We start from the raw sequence: 20204 nt of genomic DNA on the forward strand, positions 1-20204 counted from the left end.
CACGTTTCCTATCTGCATTGGCCATAACTTTTAAGACCATTCTGTATGCTAGTGTAAAAAATCCAAAACATTTCCTAATATCTAAAATCTTAATTCATTCTATTTTTTTAAAGTTTCGATCCAGTGAAAGCTAATTCGACATCCCTTCTTCTCACCACCATATATTGGATCAAATTTTCACATTTACGTTTCTTTCCGCCAGTACCTCCATCTTTTGCAATATTTTAAATAGATTCCGCTACATTAATCCTAATCAATTATTGGAGTATGTTTATTTCAATAAGTGATTTAAAAAAAAATAGAAAGAAGGTAAAATAAAGCAAAAACCGCCTCCAAGGCATCAGGCGGTTTTGGTGTTATTAAAATAATGCTAATTTTTCAAAATCAGATTTTGTGTCATGCCCTCTAAGCAGTCAACTCTTATCAAGTATATTCCAAATGTGGCACCAGTAATATTAAACTCGAAACTTTGGCGTTCTTCTGAAAAAATAATATTTCGCTTTTGTAGAACTCGTCCATTTAAATTATATATACATACAGTAGCCTTTGCAGATTTTGGACGTTTAATTTGTATTGAAAACAGGCCTGAAGTTGGGTTGGGATAAACAACTATGTCACTTTGAAAAACTGAAACTTCATTACCATCTAAAGATACTTCTTTATTATTTAAGGAGTTTTTTTGTAAGATTATATTGTTTTCATCTACCTTTTGCACTGTTAGGAGCTCTGTTGCAAGGTTAATCGTAATATTATAAACACCTGTTTCCGCAATATTCCATTTTGTATCAGTCCCATCAACACGGTATTTCGCAGCAGTAAGAAAGTCAGCATTAACAGCGTCGGAATACAGCCAGTTCCCATCCTCCCAATTATTGGAAATAAAATCTGTTCCCAATTTTGCATGAATTTTGATCTCACCCGCATTTAATGCACCTGTAAAAGTCCATATATTCGAGCCTGGTGTCGTTCTGGCCAAATCAGTAGCAATATCACCTTCAGGTTTGGTCCAGCTCCCTGATGGGGAACCGGGACCAACTAAAGTAATATAATCATAATCCAATCTTTTAACTGATAAGAGTCCATTTGTCAGATCGACTGTAATTTTATACAGACCAGCTTGTGCAACGCTCCATTTATAATCGTTGCTGCTGTCAATTATGAACTCTGCAGCAGTTCTGAAATCAGCATTATTGGTTTTCGCCTGCAGCCAAGAACCGTCAAGCCAGTTGTCAGCTATAAAAACCGATCCAATTTTTGCATGAATTTTAACCTGGCCCACCTTCAACATCCCTGTAAAAGTCCAGATGTTCGAATTAGGAGACGTTTGTATAAAGTCTGTGTTTATATCTCCTTCTGGTTTGTTCCAACCTCCAGTTGGAGAGCCAGGTCCCGTTAAAGTCATATAATCAAAATATTTTCTCTGTACCGTTATCTTATTTACATTCAGATCAACAGTTACAATATAATACCCAGATTCTTCAATATTCCATTTATAATCATTGCTGTCATCAATCAGGTATTCTGTCTGAGTGAGAAAATCGGCATTTGCCGATTTTGCCTGAAGCCAGGATCCATCAAGCCAGTTACCTGCAATAAAATCAGATTCTAATTTTACATGGATCTTAATCTCTCCGGCATTTAAATTCCCTTTAAAAAACCAGATATTTGAGTTAGGGGCAGTTTCTGCAAAATCTGTACTTGAATCTCCTTCGGGCGTGACCCAATTTCCAATAGAGCATCCCGGGCCTACAAGGGTCATATAATCATAGTCTATTTTTTTTACGTCTAAGCTCTTCTCACGCAAATTTACTTTAATATTATACAGCCCTGGAGCCGCAACATTCCATTTATTGTCAGCACCTCCTACCACATATTCATTGGCGGTCAGAAAATTGGCATTACTATTTTTTGCCTGGAGCCATGAACCGCTAGTCCAGCTGCCTGAAACAAAACCACCTGCTTTCGCATGAATTTTAATCTCCCCCAAGTTTAAATATCCTGTGAATGTCCAGATATTAGAGCCGAAGGTACTTTCTTTAAAATCGGTTGCATCAGTACCTTCGGGTTTCGTCCAGCTGCCTGTTGGTGATGCTGGACCGACTAAAGTGAGGTGATCGAAAATGGGGTCTAAAGTCCATAATTGCGAACTATCGCCGATGCTGCCTGATTGAACTACAATTCCCCTTACTGTATCCATTTCAAGAGCTTTATTACTATTGGAGTTTATGATTTTATAATAACCGTTCCCATCAGGAACCATATCCCATTTCTGGCTGTTTAATCCTAAATACTGCCATGTGTGAATTTTTGCTCCGTCATTAATAGACTGTTCAACAACATCAAAAGATTTTTTATCGGACAATGATGTAATACTATACTCCTTATTTTTTTCAAAGGTAAAAAGCCATTTTTGCTCAGATTTATCCCAATCAATATTATTTGTGGTCAGTGAATCTCTTTGGGTGTTGTAAGCTATTGTTTTACCATTCGCTTTTGATTTAATAAAATAATTGTTTCCTGATAAAATATCTGGCTGCGGATTTATTGGTACAACTTTCAAAATCACGCAACCGTGCGCAGGCACGTTTATACTATAAGAAGACATGCTTCCTAAATTTGTATGAGTCCAAAGATCCCTTACCGATGCATTACCTGAAAAACCAAGAGACACATTGAAATCCAAAGTGCGGCTCTTAGTTACATTCTCTCTATTAAAAAAACCAATAATCCAATCTCCATTAGACATTTGTCCAGCCCAAACCTGGCTCGATTCATTTGTTGGATCGTTCGTAAATAATGGTTTCCCGACGAAGCCATCTTTATTTAAAGCTAACATTTCTTCATTTTGATAATAAGAAATATCTTGTCCAATGGAATTATACTGATCCGCTATAGACAAAGGACCTCCCGCCATTAAATGTAACGATATTACCGTTTTTTTTTCATTGTCATTGGCCAGTGAATTTAATCTAATGAAATCTCCATCCAGAATTAATTTCTTTCGTCCTGAAATAAATGACCAATAGGTATATCCATCAAAAGTATTATAATATTGAGACCACCAACTATGACGGATGCCTCGATCTAAATTATTAAACCTGTTCCACCCTCCATCTCCAAGATCTTCGTTAATTCGAATCATGTGTCCGTATTTATTCTCAGAAACAGCATTATCAATTAATTCGGGCATCACCAGGCTCAAAAAAATTTTATTTTCATCGCATGCTTCGCGAATCCATCTTAATGCTTTTTCATAGTCTTGGGTTGATCTTGCCGGACCGTATGTGAAGTCTCCTTTATCCGCCCCCGTTTGGAACCAGGCTAAGAAATCAATCCTTAAATAACTTACACCCATATCGGCATAATATTGTACATAACCTTTAATGTACTGTTCTGCCCCAGGCTTATTAACCTGAACCCAGTTAAATATTTTTTCCTGACCTTCAATAGGGTTCAGAAGCGTTGATAACGGAATATTGGTTCCTTTAATTTTAACTCCTGCATCAGCAGCCTTTTTATTTACCCACAAAGGATTATTATACATACCTAATGTCATTCCGCGGGCTTTTAAATAATCTGCCCAATATTTATAATCATGTATCCAATTCGAGGAATGTGTTGTTCTGTAACCATCCTGAGTATAGTTTGAGTCATCTCCCCAGCCATCTATACAAATCATATTGTACCCATATGATTTTAGATTGTCATTGACCCAATCAATGTTTTTTTTCCATTCATCTTCAGGGATATAATCATTTTTAATAAGATTATATTCATACGGATTCCAATACAAGGGAGCCTTATACGGATTGATTTGGGAAAATCCTTTTTGTAAAGACAATACTAAGGATAAAATTAGCAATAAAATTAAAACAGGTGTTTTCTTCATTTTGGTTGGTTTAGAGGGTTAGAAAGCAGTTTTAAATAAGAACATTTCAGAACATATCTCTTGAAATTTATAAGACAATATTCCTGCTGTTTTTTGTGGTTAGTAAAGTCATACAATTTAGAGCAGATCTGGCTCTCCCTTTATGAAGTAACATACTGTTGTTCAACAATAAAGAAAGGAACAGAATACAGTTCTCTTAATTGTATATACAAAAGAATTAAAAAATAAATGAGGGAGTACAGAGTTTCAAAAACATATAGAAAAAACATTGACAAATAAATATTAAAACAAAATATATCAATTAGTTAAAAAAAAATGATGCTCATATATATATAGAAATATTTCTAGTGAAGTTATCCTAAGTAATACATCCCAGATGACTTTTATTTTATGGTAAACACAACTAGAAAATTGTTCTTGTCATCAATCAGCCCCATAATTTAGCCACAATGAGTAAACAGGAAATATAAAATAACAAATTATATGGGGTAAAATGTAGATCATCACTCGTTGTAGAAAAATATCAAATCTTAAAATTTAATTGGTATTGATAGCTCTTTGTTATATACATATTAATGACTCTTATTATTAAATTCCTTCATACCGTTTCATTATTTTGTCAATATTTACTATTCTTGACTTCTCTGTCGTATCGCTTAAAGGGTTTCAAAAAAATATTTGTCTTAGTTTGTTGTAAAAATGTATATCTATGTATCTGAATCAATTAATTATTATAACGAAATTTTAAACGGATTTAAATCATTGTGGAAGTTTCAATATTGATAAAAACGGCGAAAATTATCTTGGTTGAATCGTGCCACATTATACAAAAAAATAACAAGACAGATGAAAACGACGACGATCGGGATATTGTAATCACAACACCAAAAGACGAAAGGGCGACGTTAAATTCATTGGATAATGTTTTTATAAATACTACAACCGGTAAAGCTGTTCCATTGTCACAGATTTCAACTTTAACCATGGAAAGTTCTCCTTTATTTATTAAGCATTTAAACAAAATAAGAACTGTTTCCATCACTGCTTTTGTTGATAAAAATCACCTGACAGACAATGTTATTACAGACTTAATGAGCAAATTGGATAATTTCAAATTTCCTTCAGGTTATAAATATACTATGGGAGGTGAGTTCGAGTCTAAAAATGAATTCTTTGGAGGTTTTGAAACCATTATTATAATTACCATTTTTCTCTTTGTTGCTGTTTTAATCTTACTATTCAAAACTTTTAAAAGAACACTGATTGTTTTATCGGTTATACCTTTGGGAATTGTGGGCGCTGTTACAGCCCTTTGGGTAACTGGTAACTCCCTGTGTTTTGTGGCAACTATTGGTTTAATTGCCTTAGTGGGAATCGAAGTTAAGAACTCTATCTTATTTGTTGATTTTACTAATCAGCTCAGGATGCACGGAATGTCAGTGGAAGACGCTATACGTAAAGGCGGTGAAGTCCGTTTTCTGCCCATCATGTTGACTTCCCTGACAGCTATTGGTGGCCTGCTGCCTATTGCGCTGTCAACTAATCCGTTGATTTCCCCGCTGGCAGTAGTGATGATAGGCGGACTGATTAGCTCAACGCTGCTATCAAGAATTGTGACACCGATAGTATACAAATTGATGCCCCCGAGTATAAAAACACTGTAAAATATTATCTTTTAAAATTAAGATAATTCTCCTGTTAGAACTGTATAATTTCGCAAGCCCTGATTGGTCTTGCGAAATTATCAAAGGAAGGGCCTAAAACAATTAGATGCAACCACCAAAAAATAAAAGATGCAAAAAATTGCAATCCTAAAAATGACAAATCAATTCACGCATATTTCGTTAGTGGATGCTTTAACAAAAAACATAGTAAAATCTTCAGCATCATGACAAATCTCCTGTTTATTCAATTGATTTATTAGCAAAATAAATTAGTAATTTTGTTAAAAGTTTTTTTCTGGAAATCCAACTTCTTAAAACCTTACCTTAGATATAATTACTAGTTGTCCATAAATCTTGTAAAAGAATCAGAAAACACCATGCAGTATCACTATGAAATAAATACTCCTGAAAAAGACGAATTGTTGCCATATATCCATCAATACATTCATTTTTCTTCTTCAAGTAAAAAATTATTGCAGAAAAATCTATGGCCAAGTGCTAATGCTTCATTGATTTTTAATTTCAAAAAGACAAAATTAAACGACAAATTAAGCCCAGTTGTCGCTATAGCAGGATTACATGACGTTATTCATGTAATACAACCCGAGGAAAATGATATTGATACAATTATAGTTCATTGCTCTCCTGCTCTTTTGACTGTTTTTAGTACTACGCAAACTTCTTTTATAACCAATACTATTATTGATGCAAAAGATATATTTGGAGAGACTATTGCTTCCCTTTCCACATCACTTCAATTGGTAAAAAATATCAAAGCAAGACAAAATTTACTGGACACTTTTTTTATCGGTCTATTAACCAAAACTACTGAACAGACTTCCTGTTTTGCAAAACTTGCAAAAGCTATTCAATCTAATCCTGAATATAAAATAACTTTAGGAACCGAGATAAGCTATCGCCATTTATCACGAATGTTTAAGCAGATTATAGGGGTCAATATTCAAACTTACAGACGACTGGCCCGATTTGAATTAGCCAAACAGTTGATAATCCAAGAAACAACTATTTCATTGACAGGTGTTGGATATCAATCCGGTTATTACGATCAGGCCCATTTTGCAAAAGAATTCAAAAAATTATCCGGTTTAAGAGCCAAATATTTTGGTCCGCTCTGCTCCATTTAATTTCCTAATTATTTCCTGTATGTCCATTGTGTACAATTTTATGCCAATCCTATAGTATAGTTTTGCTCAAAAATATTCAACAATGGAAACAATTATTTATGTAGCCGTTTCAGCCAACGGACTAATTTTATTGACAAGTGAAGACAATTATCAAATACCTGTCGAGTTATTGCAGGACTGTATGGGTTTAGCTCATCAAACAGGAAATATGGTGATAGGATTAAATACATATCGTCTGTTTTCTAATAATGCTAATGCTCTTGAAGCCTTTAAAGGAGTGGAAATTGCAGTACTTTCATCTAGCTGCGAAGAAGAACTCGAAGGAGTCACTGTTCTAAAGAATATTGATGCGGTTAGGGAATTTTACAAAGCAAAAGGATATTCAAAAATATTTGTTGCCGGCGGTGCCTATACCTATCAATCTTTTCTAAAAGAAGGACATGCAGATGAATTTTACATCAACTATCTTCCCATTTTAACAGCTGCAGGAGCACTTCTTGTTAGTCATATACCAGCTGATAAAATTCTTGAAATAAAAGAAAATAAAGTAATTGCAGAAAATATTGTTCAACTGCACTTTACAACAAAATAATGTCAATTTTAGAAAACAATAAAATGAAAAAAGCGGTATTATTTGGAGCCAGTGGCTTTGTTGGTTCTGAATTGCTTTTAAAATTATTAAACAACCCGATTTACGAAGAAGTAACTATTGTTGTAAGGAAACCATTAAATAGTACTCATTCTAAGTTGAGAATTTTAATAGGTGACTTTAATTCAATGCCTGGTTTAATTGAAAAAATTAGTGCTGATACTGTTTTTATTGCCCTTGGTGCCATTCAGAACAGCAGACAAAACTCAGATGAATTTTATCAAATTGATCATGATTATCCTGTAATAGCAGCAAAAATATTAAAAGAAAATGGAGCAAAATCTGTTTTTCTGGTAACAGCAGCCGGAGCAAATCCAAATTCAAAATTCAGGTACATAAAAACAAAAGGAGAAACTGAAAGAGACATTATTGCATTAGATTTTGAATTCACCCATATTTTCAGACCTACTATGATTGTTGGAAATCGAAAAGATAAACGTCCGTTCGAAAAAATCGGAATGAAAATATGGAAACTTATTCATCCTGTTTTTATTGGCAGACAGACTGATTACAAAGAAATCGACGCAAAAGAAATTGCAAAAGCAATGAATAACGCTTCTTTAAATCAGACAGAAAAAGTTAAGATTTACAATTGGAAAGAGATGAAATTTTACTCTAATTCTAAAGAACAAATTACACTGGTATAAAAAAATAATGCTAAACTTTTTTCTCTAACTTAATTTTCTAAATGAAATAAAATGAGTCACATAATTTCTTAAGGCCCAAATTTAGTAGATTTGTATTAATCCATTCCAATGAGTCTACAATGAGTGAAAAAGACACCGCCACAAGGTCATTATATGATTTGTACATCGAATTAGGTGTATCAGTAGATATGCTTGACCCAAAAGCCGGCTTCGCTGTAGTTAATTTAAACGATGTCGGTTTTGAGCTGCCTTATAAATCGCCTCCATTTAGGCCCAACTATTTTTCGTTCCTATTTGTAAAAAAAGGTTCCGGACAATACACAATTGACAACCAAACTTTCCTGACTGAACCTGGATCTATTTATTTTACAAATCCAAGTAATTACAGAACCTTTGAATGGAACACAATTGATGAAATTTATTTAATTTGTTTTGATGAAACTTTCCTGAAAGAAAATGTACATCAGGATGTTTTTAATGAATTTTCGTTTTTATTGACCGAAACGGTACAGCCCAAAATATTGAATGTTGCGTTTTATCAGCAAATTGAACAACTCTATCTTCAAATTCACAAGGAATATTTAAACAATTCCAGATATAAGTACAGAATAATAGGCAGCTTGTTTGTTGTGTTATTAATAAAGATAAAGGAATATTTTTGGGAAGATTATAATCCTATATATGAAGGTAATCGCTCCTCACAGATTGTAAAAGATTTTAAGCGTACATTAGAACAGCATTATCGCGATTTAAGCAGCGGTAAAACTCAGACTGTTTTTAGAGTGCAGGATTATGCCAATACTCAAAATTTGCATCCCAATTATTTAAGCACGGTAATAAAAAGCAAAACAGGAAAACCTATCGCCACATGGATTGCCGATAAAACAATATCAGAAGCCAAATCTTTACTACAAAATTCAACAATCTCGATCAAAGAAATTGCTTTCCTGCTTGGTTTTTCAGAAGCGGCTCATTTTAGCAATTACTTTAAAAAACATACCAATACCTCTCCTGTCCTATACCGGAAGGAACACATCTCCAACTAAAAAATCAAGCCTGCAAATTTAAATTTGCAGGCTTTTTTTATTAATGCCTCAACCAATTTCAGAAAAACGACAGCTGCAAATTCTAAATATTTAAAATTTGCATGCAATGCTTTATTCCTTGCAATATTCGACGCTTACCACCGCCATACATTTGTCCTGTCAAATTAGAACAACATTTTAAAATCATTTAAAAAATTAAAATCATGAAAAAATTAAACAACAAAACAGCAGTAATTACAGGCTCAGTTAGAGGATTAGGAAAAGCAATTGCAGAAAGATATGCTGCAATGGGTGCAGACATCGTAATTAATTATTCGAAAGACAAAGCTTCGGCAGATGCGGTTTTAAGCACTATTAAAGCAATGGGGGTAAAAGCAATTGCTGTTCAGGCTGATGTGAGCAAAGTGGCCGATTTGGAAAGATTGTTTGCTGAGGCAAAAGCGGCATTTGGAAAAATTGATATTGTAGTGGCCAATGCAGGAATCGAAATGGTAGAAGTTCCTGTTACTGAATTTACAGAAGAACAATTTGATAAAGTATTTTCTATTAATACTAAAGGAACTTATTTTACGCTTCAGCAGGCTGCGAAACACATTGAAGATAACGGTAGAATTATTTACATCGCTTCGAGTACTACTTCTTTCCCCGTTCCCGGAATGGCTGTTTACGGAGGAAGCAAAACTACGCCAAGATATTTAGTCGATATTTTATCTAAAGAAATAGGACATCGAGGTGTAACAGTGAACTCAATTATCCCATTTGCTGTAGATCACTCAGGAATATTTGCAGAGGCAGACAGCTATCCGGAACTAAGAAAACAATTGTTAGACAGCTGCCCGATGAGACGATTGGCAGAAGTGGAAGACGTAGCAAATGCGGCTGAATTTTTCGCAAGTGATTTATCTTCTTTTGTAAGCGGACAACACTTATTGGTAAATGGCGGAGCTACAAACTAAAATCAAACCGTCTATGAAAACATTAATAATGGGACTGTTTTTTACTTGTTTTGCCTGCGGGCATCCCACAAATAAATTAGAGAAAGTGAATTTAGATAAAATAAAGAATCAAACGGTAAAAAAAGCCATTGAGGCTTTGCAAAATGCCGATGAAATTGCATGGTTTTCATTATTTAGTGAAAATGCCCAACTGTATGATGATGGGAGTAAAAAGAATTTTAAAAGTTTTTTTAGAAGAGCATTAGGACATGAACAATTTACTTCGATTGACAAAACAGAGAACAATTCACTTGACATTTACGGAAAATTTCATAGTGATCTCTGGGGCAATTTTAAAACTTATTTCAAATTTCAAATCAATAAAGAGGGAAAAATTACAAGACTAGATATCGGACAGGCAAATTATTAAGGTTTTGTTTTTTTAAGAATAAACCCTAGAAGCAATCTTTAAAATGTATAAGTAATCCTTTAGGGTTTGCATTTTTAAAAATTAAAAAATAACAACCTTTGTATCAACAAATTAAAACAACAAATAAATTAAAAAACATAACTATGAAAAGTTTAAACAACAAAGTAATTCTGGTAACAGGAGCTTCCAGAGGAATTGGTGCAGCAGTAGCTAAAAATTTAGCCGGAAGAGGCGCAAAAATTATCGTTAATTATTCTGGCAGCCTGCAAGCTGCAGAAGAAACTGTGAATGCAATTAAAAATGCCGGAGGCAATGCTATTGCTGTTCAGGCAGACGTTAGTAAATCAAACGAAGTAAAAACATTGTTTGATAAGGCTATTGCTCACTACGGTAAAATTGATGTATTGGTAAACAATGCTGGTATTATGATTACCAAATTGATAAAAGATACCACAGATGAAGATTTTACAAGACAATTTGATATCAATGTAAGAGGTACTTTCAATACCCTTAGAGAAGCAGCTACAAGATTGGCTGATAATGGAAGTATTATCAATTTTTCTACTTCTGTAAATAGAATTATGCTGCCTACATACAGCACTTATGTCGCTACAAAAGCAGCAGTTGAACAATTAACCCGGGTAATGGCTAAAGAAGTTGGCGCGAGAGGAATCAACATTAACTCTATCTCTCCGGGTCCAACAAATACAGAGCTTTTTACAAACGGAAAACCTCAGGAAGTTATAGACAGATTAGCTTCACTTTCTGCTTTTAATCGTCTTGGAGAACCGGAAGATATTGCACAGACAGTTGCATTTTTAGCCAGCGACGATGCCAAATGGATTACGGCTCAAAACATTGGAGTTAATGGCGGAATGGCCTAACTCACAGACATACTAATTAGTATAAAACTTAAAAATATAAATGCTCATGAAAACTTTTCAAACCGCCATCATTTTTGGCCTTTTTGGAGCAGCTGCTGTTTCCATATCGTTCGCGGCCCAATGGCCAACCTGGGTTATGTTTATTGCCTGGGTGAGTTATTACATTTTTGGAAAAAATATTAAAAACTCAGCATTTGCTTTTATCCAAATTATTTTAGGGATTTTAATGGGCGCCATGATCCAATTAACCGGAATATTTTTGGGCAGTTATCTCGGGGCAATTGGCCTGCCTGTATCCATATTTATTTTTATTGGTTCATTGGCTTACATTTCAAAAATAAAAAGCTTAAGTACTATCCCTGCTTGGTTTCTAGGACTTATCGTATTCTTTGGTATTCATCCAAAACTTGAGCCTCTTTCACTTTTAGAACTGGGAGTACCGCTTATTTTCGGATTCATTTTTGCCTTTTTAAACGATACTGCAGTGCATAAAATTCAATCTGCTCCTGGACATTAGACAAGAACACTTCTTCACTTTCTGATTATGATATGTTTTCCCTTCAAACGATTATCTAAATTTATTAGAAATTAAAATCAGGAACAACTATATACTTCAATGTACCACTTTTCAATTTTATTAATTTGAATGTTTTCGAGTAATATCATGTTAACTAAATATCTATAAATTGAATTTCAAAACAAAGACTAACAATAGTAGTACATTGAAGTACTTAGTTATCTTGGAGTAGCCTTCGAATTTGCCACAAAAAGTTAAGACAGTCAATATTTACATAAAATCTCGAATAGTTTTTCTTTTTTTCTTAATTTTACGTTTAAACAAAACGAAATTATAAAATTCATTTTAAACAAGGTAATCTATTCAAAAGTTTCTTTTTGTCTAAAATATTTTAAATTTAAATTTCGTGGCCACATCTTTGCGCATGACCTTTTCGAAACTAGGAATTAAGCAAAATAAAGGGTTAACTGCTTTCAGTTCGAATATATTAAACAGAGGCAAAAAAATTACAAAAGCCGCGATTTCAAGTTTTATGGCAAAATCGTGGCACATAGTGTTTTTGAAATCCACTAATCCGGTAAAATAAGACTTTAAGAAACTTAGGTTAGAAACTGTATTAATATATACATCAAGACCCCTCTAAAATACTTCTCGAAAGAATTACAATCTGTTTTTTGAGTTGATAGTCTTAATCTCTACTTTCTATTTTTAAATTTCCGTTTCAATAAAATTAAGTTTAGTTTTATATTATCATAAATTAGCCCCCCTAGTAATACAAAACCACCAAGAAATAAAACCTGCAGTCCTATTCTTGAATAAAAAACACCTCCTATGATGCCCCCAATAAAAAAAAAGCTGATAATTGTAATCCGCAACTTAATTGAAGAAAAAAGTTCGGCTTTCTTATTTTGTTCCCAGTAAAAGAAAAGTTGAGATAGCTCAATACCTAAATCGGTAAACAAGCCCGTTAAGTGGGTAGTCCGGACAATAGAATTTGAGATCCTAGTAACAAATGAATTTTGCAATCCCATTGCATAAAGCAATGTAAAAGAAATTAGATTGGGAAAGGTGGCAATTAGATCATCTCCAAAGGTGGCAATAAAAAATAAAATTCCAATCTCAATAGAAGCTGGAATGAGATGTACAATATTTTCTCTTCTGCGGACTACTAATTCCATCAGAAAGCTTGATGAGAAAGACCCCAAGAAAAAGAAAAATATATAACCGAAGTAGATAAATGCTGTGAAGAAATCAAGTTTAAAAATTTCATCTACAAAAAACGCAAAATGTCCGGTGACATTTGTTGTGAGGGTTTGAACTGAAAAAAAACCTGCAACATTAACCATTCCTGCAACAAACGAAAGTAGAGAAGCAATTTTTAGATTATGTTTTAAGTTTCTTTTTTTTCCCAGATGTTTGAACATTTTAATAATCCTTTTATAAATTTGAATAGTTCTTCACTACCAAAGCATTATATTACAAATACGTTTCTTCTATGAATTATGTACTCTTTTTTAGGTGTTAATTATTCTTGCAAACAAATAACTATCGAAATTCAAATAAAATTTTATTTTTCGCAAGCCAGATTGCTTAATTTTTATAGCATTATCATCAATAAAAATTGGCTATATGGGTTAGTTGTTGAAAATTCATTAATTGAATTTTACGTCCCTCCATCCAAATAAGATTTTCACTTTTAAAATCATGTAGTACCCTTGCCAGGGTTTCATTTACAGTGCCTACCATATTGGCTAAATCTCCCCTTGAAAGTGTAATAAAAACATCTTTTGGGTCATCATTTATTTTATATTTATCATGTAGAATCAATAAACTAAGGGCTACTCGCTCTCTTACGGTTCGCTGCGATAAAACGGCCATCAAATTTGCCATCACACTAAACTCATAACTGAGGCATTTTAAAAGCAATCGTGAAAATACTACAGAATTATTAAGGACATTAAAAAAATCGTCTTTTGGTATAAATGAAATAACTGAATTTTCAATAACCACGGCGGTATCTCCATATGCCTGCTCACTTAGTATGGCTGTATAACCAAAAAACTCTCCTGAATTGTAGATATAAATAATTTGTTCCCTTCCTTCATTATCAACCTTGTATTTTTTGACTTTACCGGTTTGAATATAAAAAATACCTGTAGGCAATGTCCCCTCAGTAAATATTGTCTGGTTTTTAACATATTTTTTACTTTGCATTACCTTTTCAAGCAGATCCTTGTCACATTGAGGCAACTCGTTTAAAACATACTGATTATTGAAGATAAATTTTGAAATCATAGCTAATTTCAAAGTTACAATATTTTTTCCATGTCTTTTTAAAACTTGATTTAAATCAAGTTTTAAATACCATTTTAATCAACTAAATCGATTTCAAATCTGTCTACTTTTGTACAATTTAAAATAAAATTTTATCTCAATTGAGAATCATGAAACATATAGCACAACTGAAAGGTATTGGTATTAATGCCTCTAAAAAAATCCATTGGAATTTATCTGAACTTATATTGGTCACTGAAGCAGGGATAACTGAACCCCAAACCACTTTTTCTGCATGCTTTGGCAAACCCTTTTTACCGCTGCATCCGGCAAAATATGCAGAATTACTGGGAAGCAAACTAAAAGAAAATAATGTAAATGTCTGGCTTATCAACACTGGCTGGTCCGGCGGAGCGTATGGGGTTGGAGAGCGTATAAAGCTTTCTTACACCAGGGCAATGATTACCGCTGTATTGGAAAATAAACTGGAGAAAACAGATTTTACAGAGCACTCTGTATTTGGATTACAAATGCCTGTTTCCTGCCCCGGTGTTCCTTCGAAAATCTTAAACCCGAAAAATACCTGGAATGATAAAACAGTTTATGATACAATGGCACAGAATCTTGCAGATCAGTTTGTAGCGAATTTTAAAACTTTTGAAAATTTTGCCAATGAAGAAATTCGCAGCGGAGCACCTGTTACCCTTCAATATAATCTATAACTAAGCTAAAATTGGATAGTCCTATCGTCACTAAATCCATACTGCAGTGTCCAGAATGCTGCTCTAAATATACAGAGAGAATACTGCTCAAAGGTAAAACATTAAGCAGCAGGTGCGTGTTCTGCAGTGCAGTTTTTGAAATAACCGAGCCACATCAATGCTGCATCTATTGTGCATACGGGAATGTTCCGTGTCCGGAAAAACAAAACAAAATTAAAAAACAATAAAAAATGGAAATACCTAAAAACCTTTTATACACACAAGACCACGAATGGGTAAAAATCGAAAATGATACAGCCTATATTGGAATTACTGATTTTGCACAGCACGAATTAGGTGATATTGTCTATGTTGAAATAGAAACCCTCGGGGAGAAATTAAGCCAGCATGAGGTATTTGGTACAGTTGAAGCTGTAAAAACGGTATCTGACCTTTTCCTTCCGCTTACAGGGGAAATTCTGGAATTGAATCCTAAATTAGAAACAAATCCCGAATTGGTCAATTCCGATCCTTATGATGAGGGCTGGATGATTAAAATAAAAATTGAAAACAATACAGAAATTGATGCATTACTGAAATCCGATACCTACGCATCCTTAATAGGTTTATGATATGGAAAATCAAAGCGTAAATATCAAAAAAACAGCCCTTAATGCAATTCATCATGACCTTGGCGGGAAAATGACCCCATTTGCCGGTTATGAAATGCCGGTTCAATATGCAGGTGTAAATCATGAACATGAAACCGTTAGAAATGCTGTAGGTGTTTTTGATGTTTCCCACATGGGGGAGATTCTTATACAGGGAAAAGATGCCCTGGCACTCATTCAGAAAATAAGTTCAAACGATGCCTCAAAGCTTTTTCCTGGAAAAATACAATACAGCTGTATGCCAAATAAAACTGGCGGTATTGTAGATGATCTGCTGATATATATGATGAGTGAAAAGGATTATTTACTGGTGGTAAATGCTTCAAATATCCAAAAAGACTGGGACTGGATAAGTACTATAGCCCTTGATTATTTAGATCTTACCATAACAAACCTTTCCGATATAATTTCCCTACTGGCTGTTCAAGGCCCTTTGGCCGCAAAATCCCTGCAAAAATTGACCAGTATCAATTTGAATGAGATGAAATATTATACGTTTGAAATAGGCGAATTTGCAGGTATTCCAAATGCTATAGTATCTGCCACCGGATATACCGGGGCAGGCGGATTTGAAATATATGTACAGAATAAGTATGCAGAACTATTATGGGATGCCATTTTCGAGGCAGGAAAAGAGTATAACATTGAGCCTATTGGACTCGCTGCCAGGGATACACTGCGATTGGAAATGGGATACTGTTTGTATGGCAATGATATCAATGATACGACTTCGCCATTAGAAGCCGGACTGGAATGGATTACTAAATTCACTAAAGAATTTATTCAAAGTGATTCTCTCAAAATTCAAAAAGAAAATGGAGTAACAAGGAAATTAGTAGGATTTGAAATGACTGGCAAAGGCATTCCCCGTCATGCTTACGAAATTTGGGATGAAAACCAGCAAATTATAGGCACCGTTACCTCGGGTACCATGTCGCCTACTTTAAAAAAGGCTGTAGGAATGGGGTATGTTACTGCTGAAAAATCAAATATTGGCAGTGAGATTTTTATCAATATCAGAAACAAACCAGTTAAGGCAATTATTGTTCAGACTCCTTTTGTTCAAATCTAAATCTTCGAGATATGTTTATTCCTAAATCGCTATATTATACTAAAAATCACTTGTGGTTAAGACAAGTTGGATTATACGATTATTTTGTCGGTATTACTGATTTTGCCCAAAAAGAAATTGGAGAAATCAGTTTAATTGAACTCGAATTTACCGGTGAACACATGAAAAAAGAAATGCAATGGGGAAAAATCTATGGACTTAATCAAACTTTTTCCCTCCTTGCCCCTATTGATTGCAAGGTTATGGCCACGAACGTCATTTTGGATACCAACCCTTCAAGTATCAATCGAGATCCATACAATAATTGGTTCTTAAGAGTTTCAACAGTTGTCAGTAATTATGGATTATTAACTAATGAAGAATATATAGAACTTATACAATGATATTTAAATTCCTTAAATTAAAAATAGCTGTTGAGGATAGCACCTTTAATGAACTATATCCAACCAGGATAAAAAGACTTGCAGCCCGTCATTGGACTCCGGTTGCAGTAGCTAAATTTGCAGCTGAATATTTGGTTGATAAGCCGTATAAAAAAGTATTGGATATAGGCTCGGGAGCTGGAAAATTTTGCCTGGTAGGAGCAGCTTCTACAACAGGCAGGTTTTATGGCGTGGAGCAAAGAGCATCTCTCATTAAGTTATCAAAAAAAATTGCCGACAAGCACGATATAACCAACGTAGAATTTATTCATTCCAACATCAATGAAATTTCCTTCTCTGCTTATGAAGCCTTTTATTTTTATAATCCCTTTTATGAAAATATAGATTCTTCATGCTCAATTGACAAAACAATACTTCCGGAGAGAGAACTGTTTTATTCCTATTCCAGATATGTAAAAGAACAGCTCGAGCAAACACCAATCGGAACGCGTTTAGTTACTTATTGGAGTAACTGGGAAGAAATTCCAGATAGTTTTGAATTACAATATGCTGCTTGTGGAGGCGTATTGGTCTTTTGGCAGAAAGCATCTTAAAGAAGTAGACCTTTCAGGATTAAAACCAATGTAATACTGAGGTAAAAGTCTAATTCCTTTACAAAATATTTTATTTATTACACCATAATCCTTTAGGTTACTAGAAAAACTAAAGAATATCCCCAATGTTCTGATGGCTAATTTTTAAGAGGGAAGAGTAATAAAGACTCTCCCTTTTCTAAGTTAGGTGTTTTTTTTACTAATTCTCTTTTATAGCTGTTTTTGGATCATAGGAGATAAACATATTTATGTAAATATTTCTGGATAATCTCAATAATACTGGAAATAAAATAATCAGTACTGCAATAATTGCAATAAAGGATGTTTTTATACTCGATTCAAAGATAACATATGAAATAATGAAAGTTGCAATTCCTACCCCAACATTCAATCCATAACTTACATACATTGCGCCAAAAAAGAAAGAAGGCTCTATTTGGTACCTTAGCCCACAATGGCTGCATTTCTCGTGCATTTTTAAAACCGAACCTAAATGCAATAGATTTTTATCCAAATACATGTTCTCATTCTGGCATTTAGGACAGTTCCCTGTTAAAATGCTATTTAATTTAGATCCTTTTTTCATCTGCTGATAATCGATTTTAAGCACAAGTCCATGAGCTGTGGTTTAGTTTAAAAATTATGTATATACCAAATAAACCTGCAAGGCTTATCTTAAAAGACGAAGGAATTTTAAGCAGAACCATAAAATCCTCCCTTTAATTTAACTGACCAATATATATTTCCTTACTAACTGTTCTATTACTTTTTTTAAGCATCTCTAACTCTGCCTGCTATCCTTTTTTTTAATAGGTTTTCCTAATTAAAAAGATACTTTTATTTCTGAATAATATTTTTGAATTCTTTCCTGTAATATATAATAGTTTACAATTTTTGCGTGAAATTATTCTTTCTTGTGCCATCCAAAATATTTAAAAGTTAAATGAAGTAAAATAGCCCTGGATATTCGCATTATGGGGATTTGTAATAAAAAACATAAAATCAGGAAAATCGGCAGTATTACCTTTAAAGAAATTCCATAATATTCATTTAAATATAACCCGAAAAATAGCAGAGGTATAAAAACAATCAGTACTATTGGGAAACCAATCCATAAGGCAGTTGAATAAAACTCAGGTTCTATCCTAAAATCCTGATTACATTTTTTGCACTTTTCGTGCATTTTAAGAAATCTGGTCATGACAAACAGTCCCGGATTAATAAATAAGTCCCCCTTATAGCATCTGGGACATTTAAGTTTAAGCATATAGTATGACTGTATTTTAGAGTTCATTTTCATTTTATTTATGCTGCTCAGGCTAAATTCAGAGCATTTAAGCAAAATTTGTTTGCAGCCAAACAACTCTGACAGTAATTTATTTCTTTACAAATTTGGTTAAGATCACTATTGCCTGTCCGTCAATTTTCCCTTCGATCTGCTCATGGTTATCATGGACCAAACGGATGTTTCGAACTGCTGTGCCGACTTTCGCATTTAAAGACGAACCTTTTACATCCAAATCTTTGACAAGGGTGACCGTATCGCCATTTTGCAGAATATTGCCATTGCTATCTTTGTGGAAATTAATGGTCCCGTCATCGGTATGATCTCCAGTTGCTTTTGCCCATTCCAGATTTTCTTCATCTAAATACATCATATCCAGTGCATCAGCAGCCCAGCTTTCATTGCGAAACCGATTAAGCAGACGCCATGAAACCACCTGTACAGCCGATACTTCACTCCACATTGATGTCGATAGAAAATTTTTCCAGAAAACATCATTTAACTCCTCTTTTTTTTCAATTTGGTTAAGGCATTTCTCATTGATTAAAATCCAACCGTCTGCCCCTTTATTTTGAGCCGGTGGAACTTCATAGGCAATTAGATTTTTGTTGATACCACTTAATTCGCATACATTTCCGCTTCTCTTTTTTAGCAATTCCTCTAATTTCATTTTATTTTATTTAGAAATAAACTTTAAAGACTTCTCAGAACATATTCTAAATTGATATATTCTTCACTGTCCATATTTTAATTAATTTTATTGAGTAATGTTTATATATTTAATGCTCCAATCTAAGCCGTTTTTCTCCAGAAGATTAATACCCCGCTGTGCGAAATAGCTTCTAAGCAGAAACTTTTTGGAACCTCTCTGCAATTGCTCCAGTAGGTGACCAGTTTTGTGCCAATGGGAGTTTTATACAGCTGGTCTTTAAGATAACCGGTATATAGATGATATAGTTCCCCACTTGGAGCACTTGATTTGTCAATACGGGCTGTCAGATCTATATTTTCCTGAAATGAATTAAAAAAATAGAAAGCTTCATAATCCAAAAAAGATATCTCCATAATATTTGAGTGTATGAATTCTGCATTATCAATCTTATATTTTTTGGCTATTTTCCGCGATAATTTTATAAGCGATTTCCTTTGCTCCACCCCATAAAAAATTCCATTCGTTAAAGCTGCCCCCACAAGGCAGAATTTTCCAGCCCCCGAGCCTATATCCAATACTTTTTTATCAGGTTTGTCCACTAAAAAATCAGCTGCTTTTCTGGCTATTTTTACAGGGGTCCAGTGACGGGGGGCCAGCTTCTTTATCCTAATAGGGTACAGTTCGTTAAACTCATTATCATCAATAGATTTGTTTTGCTTGAGATGTTCAAAAATCATTTTATAAATACTTTTGCATTTGCTGCAGTT

The 20204-nt window shown here is 33.9% G+C and carries 20 protein-coding genes and 1 pseudogene; 14 read left to right on the forward strand and 7 right to left on the reverse strand.

Translation table 11 applies throughout. The features are described from left to right. Window positions 1–370 precede the first annotated feature (370 nt). Window positions 371–3889 (reverse strand): RICIN domain-containing protein, encoded by a 3519-nt coding sequence (locus tag FJOH_RS26380; RefSeq protein WP_012026406.1) that lies wholly within the window; start codon window positions 3887–3889, stop codon window positions 371–373. Window positions 3890–4692: 803 nt separating this feature from the next. Between FJOH_RS26380 and FJOH_RS22940 the strand changes: the two genes are divergently transcribed. The 9 genes from FJOH_RS22940 (at window position 4693) to FJOH_RS22980 (ending at window position 11806) form a co-directional block, all read left to right on the forward strand. Beyond that, window positions 4693–5553, forward strand: coding sequence for an efflux RND transporter permease subunit (locus tag FJOH_RS22940; RefSeq protein ID WP_235023048.1), 861 nt, complete (start codon window positions 4693–4695; stop codon window positions 5551–5553). Window positions 5554–5930: 377 nt separating this feature from the next. Beyond that, on the forward strand, window positions 5931–6698 hold the full coding sequence (locus FJOH_RS22945; RefSeq protein WP_012026408.1) for a helix-turn-helix domain-containing protein: 768 nt from the start codon (window positions 5931–5933) through the stop codon (window positions 6696–6698). An 82-nt stretch (window positions 6699–6780) separates the two neighbouring features. Beyond that, window positions 6781–7290, forward strand: coding sequence for a dihydrofolate reductase family protein (locus FJOH_RS22950; protein WP_012026409.1), 510 nt, complete (start codon window positions 6781–6783; stop codon window positions 7288–7290). A 23-nt stretch (window positions 7291–7313) separates the two neighbouring features. Continuing rightward, window positions 7314–7994: an NAD(P)H-binding protein gene (locus tag FJOH_RS22955; protein ID WP_044048556.1), complete on the forward strand. Its 681-nt coding sequence runs from the start codon at window positions 7314–7316 to the stop codon at window positions 7992–7994. Window positions 7995–8113: 119 nt separating this feature from the next. Continuing rightward, window positions 8114–9040, forward strand: coding sequence for an AraC family transcriptional regulator (locus FJOH_RS22960; protein ID WP_012026411.1), 927 nt, complete (start codon window positions 8114–8116; stop codon window positions 9038–9040). A gap of 203 nt (window positions 9041–9243) precedes the next feature. Next, entirely contained in the window at window positions 9244–9996 is a 753-nt protein-coding gene (locus tag FJOH_RS22965; protein WP_012026412.1) for an SDR family oxidoreductase, read from the forward strand. A 13-nt stretch (window positions 9997–10009) separates the two neighbouring features. Continuing rightward, entirely contained in the window at window positions 10010–10405 is a 396-nt protein-coding gene (locus FJOH_RS22970) for a hypothetical protein (RefSeq protein WP_123875712.1), read from the forward strand. 143 nt (window positions 10406–10548) lie between these two features. Continuing rightward, on the forward strand, window positions 10549–11289 hold the full coding sequence (locus FJOH_RS22975; RefSeq protein WP_012026414.1) for an SDR family oxidoreductase: 741 nt from the start codon (window positions 10549–10551) through the stop codon (window positions 11287–11289). Window positions 11290–11335: 46 nt separating this feature from the next. After that, window positions 11336–11806, forward strand: coding sequence for a DUF1097 domain-containing protein (locus FJOH_RS22980; protein WP_123875713.1), 471 nt, complete (start codon window positions 11336–11338; stop codon window positions 11804–11806). 695 nt (window positions 11807–12501) lie between these two features. On the opposite strand, the gene FJOH_RS22985 is transcribed toward FJOH_RS22980, so the two are convergent. Both FJOH_RS22985 and FJOH_RS22990 read right to left on the reverse strand, forming a co-directional pair. Then, the gene (locus FJOH_RS22985) at window positions 12502–13230 is read right to left on the reverse strand and encodes a YoaK family protein (protein WP_012026416.1); all 729 of its coding nucleotides are present in this window, start codon (window positions 13228–13230) and stop codon (window positions 12502–12504) included. A gap of 187 nt (window positions 13231–13417) precedes the next feature. Beyond that, window positions 13418–14113: a Crp/Fnr family transcriptional regulator gene (locus FJOH_RS22990; RefSeq protein ID WP_235023047.1), complete on the reverse strand. Its 696-nt coding sequence runs from the start codon at window positions 14111–14113 to the stop codon at window positions 13418–13420. Window positions 14114–14334: 221 nt separating this feature from the next. On the opposite strand from FJOH_RS22990, the pseudogene FJOH_RS22995 reads away from it, so the two are divergent. From FJOH_RS22995 to FJOH_RS23015, 5 genes and pseudogenes are all read left to right on the forward strand, one after another. Next, a pseudogene (locus FJOH_RS22995) lies at window positions 14335–14802 on the forward strand (phosphoenolpyruvate carboxykinase (ATP)); the annotation flags it as partial. A gap of 230 nt (window positions 14803–15032) precedes the next feature. Next, complete coding sequence (gene gcvH, locus FJOH_RS23000) at window positions 15033–15413, forward strand: glycine cleavage system protein GcvH (protein WP_012026419.1); 381 nt, start codon at window positions 15033–15035, stop codon at window positions 15411–15413. 22 nt (window positions 15414–15435) lie between these two features. Further along, window positions 15436–16524, forward strand: coding sequence for a glycine cleavage system aminomethyltransferase GcvT (gene gcvT / locus FJOH_RS23005; RefSeq protein ID WP_044048562.1), 1089 nt, complete (start codon window positions 15436–15438; stop codon window positions 16522–16524). Window positions 16525–16535: 11 nt separating this feature from the next. Beyond that, window positions 16536–16907 (forward strand): glycine cleavage system protein H, encoded by a 372-nt coding sequence (locus tag FJOH_RS23010; protein WP_012026421.1) that lies wholly within the window; start codon window positions 16536–16538, stop codon window positions 16905–16907. After that, the gene (locus tag FJOH_RS23015) at window positions 16904–17500 is read left to right on the forward strand and encodes a methyltransferase domain-containing protein (RefSeq protein WP_012026422.1); all 597 of its coding nucleotides are present in this window, start codon (window positions 16904–16906) and stop codon (window positions 17498–17500) included. The genes FJOH_RS23010 and FJOH_RS23015 overlap by 4 nt, the downstream gene beginning before the upstream one ends. 199 nt (window positions 17501–17699) lie before the next feature. On the opposite strand, the gene FJOH_RS23020 is transcribed toward FJOH_RS23015, so the two are convergent. The 4 genes from FJOH_RS23020 to FJOH_RS23035 form a co-directional block, all read right to left on the reverse strand. After that, entirely contained in the window at window positions 17700–18086 is a 387-nt protein-coding gene (locus FJOH_RS23020; RefSeq protein ID WP_044048564.1) for a DUF983 domain-containing protein, read from the reverse strand. A gap of 318 nt (window positions 18087–18404) precedes the next feature. Next, on the reverse strand, window positions 18405–18800 hold the full coding sequence (locus FJOH_RS23025) for a DUF983 domain-containing protein (protein WP_012026424.1): 396 nt from the start codon (window positions 18798–18800) through the stop codon (window positions 18405–18407). Between the two features lie 76 nt (window positions 18801–18876). Further along, window positions 18877–19455, reverse strand: a complete 579-nt coding sequence (locus FJOH_RS23030; RefSeq protein ID WP_012026425.1) for a PhnA domain-containing protein — start codon at window positions 19453–19455, stop codon at window positions 18877–18879. A 122-nt stretch (window positions 19456–19577) separates the two neighbouring features. Next, window positions 19578–20174 carry a class I SAM-dependent methyltransferase gene (locus FJOH_RS23035; RefSeq protein WP_012026426.1) on the reverse strand — a complete coding sequence of 199 codons (597 nt, stop codon included), beginning with the start codon at window positions 20172–20174 and terminating at the stop codon, window positions 19578–19580. Window positions 20175–20204 lie beyond the last annotated feature (30 nt).

Source organism: Flavobacterium johnsoniae UW101, assembly GCF_000016645.1.
GTDB classification, from domain to species: domain Bacteria; phylum Bacteroidota; class Bacteroidia; order Flavobacteriales; family Flavobacteriaceae; genus Flavobacterium; species Flavobacterium johnsoniae.